Origin of the sequence: Ilyobacter sp., from assembly GCF_041583315.1 — a bacterium.
Lineage (GTDB): Bacteria > Fusobacteriota > Fusobacteriia > Fusobacteriales > Fusobacteriaceae > Ilyobacter.
Genome location: NZ_JBFHGC010000628.1, coordinates 1 through 1500, shown reverse-complemented (window position 1 = coordinate 1500; position 1500 = coordinate 1). Strand labels below are relative to the sequence as shown.

Genomic DNA, 1500 nt, shown 5'->3' with positions numbered 1-1500 from the left:
CCTTCGTGGCTCCGGGAATAGCAGACCTTGGGAAAAAGGCAAACAATTTACTTCTTTCCACTGCAGCCCTGGCATATTGTTCTACAATTTTTGCAGGACTAATGGCCTATTTCAGCGGAAAAGCTTTCTTACCAATGGTTGTAAAAAACTTTGAACTGACCAGTACAGAAGCTGTTTCCATAGCACCTTATTTTTCCATAGAAATCCCTCAAATAATGGGTATTATGAGTGCTCTTATCCTTGCTTTCATCTTAGGGCTTGGGATTGCCAATACATCTGAAAATGAAAAAACTCTTTTAAATTTTTTAAAGGATTTTCAGAAGATAATTGAGAAAGTTATTACTTTTGTAATTATCCCTCTAATTCCGGTTCATATAGCTGGAATTTTTTCCAGAATAACTGCTGAGGGAAATCTTTTATCCACAATAAAATCTTTTTCAGGTATATTTTTTATGATTCTTATTTTACAGGTTGTGTATATCCTCATCCAGTATACAATTGCCTGCGGATACAGTAAAAAACCTTATTTTACATCTATAAAGAATCTTCTTCCAGCATATTTCACGGCTATCGGTACTCAGTCTTCAGCTGCTACCATCCCAGTAAGTATCGAGTGTTCCCGTGCCAATAAAATAGACGAAGATATTATTGATTTCGTAGTTCCTTTATGTGCCACTATTCATCTGGCAGGAGATACTATTACTTTAGTCTTAGGGGCTATGGGACTTCTCATGGCCACAGGTGTCAACCCTGACTTCGCTCTTATGTTCCCCTATATATTGATGCTTGGCGTGACTATGATCGCCGCACCTGGAATACCAGGAGGAGGAGTCATGGCCGCCCTCGGACTTTTGGAAAACATGCTTTCTTTGGGTCAGAATCAATTAGCCCTTATGATTGCCCTGCACTTTTCACAAGACAGCTTCGGTACTGCTACCAACGTTACGGGTGATGGTGCTATGGCTATAATCATGAATGAAAAAGTAAGAAGAACATCTGCTGCTAAAGACAACAAAAATAAATCTTTATAAAATAACCAACCACCGGTTGCAGTCCTGTACAAGGATAAAACCGGTGGTTTTTAATTATTTGCTCAATATGTCCCTAGTTGCAAGTATTCCCATTACAGCAGCTATATTAAGTCCGCTTCCGTATCCCGAGCTGTCTCCCACAGAGTAGAATCCCTTTATGCTTGTTTCCATATGTTCATTTATTGCCACCCTTGTGCTTCTAAACTTTATCTCGGGAAAATAAAGCAACAGATCACTGGATGCAAAACCAGGGGTTATTTTATCATGTACCTCTATAAACTCTATTATATTATCCAGTATCCTCTTAGGACAGGCCAGAGCTATATCCCCAGCTACATAGTCATCTGTTGTCGGGACTATATTCAGTCTGGAAAGCCTCTCCTCTGTGGATCTTCTCCCTGCCTTGAGGTCTCCGTATGACTGCATCAGTATCTTCCCACCTGTGAGCATAGAAGACATCTTTGCTATG

General features: G+C 39.9%; 1 protein-coding gene and 1 pseudogene. One reads left to right on the top strand and one right to left on the bottom strand.

Going from position 1 to position 1500, the window contains the following annotated elements:
* Positions 1–1031: dicarboxylate/amino acid:cation symporter (locus ABZA26_RS14900; RefSeq protein WP_372715268.1), on the top strand; the 1031-nt coding region annotated here is incomplete at its 5' end.
* Between the two features lie 54 nt (positions 1032–1085).
* On the opposite strand, the pseudogene ABZA26_RS14895 reads toward ABZA26_RS14900, so the two are convergent.
* Positions 1086–1500 (bottom strand): annotated as a pseudogene (locus ABZA26_RS14895) (pyridine nucleotide-disulfide oxidoreductase); the annotation flags it as partial.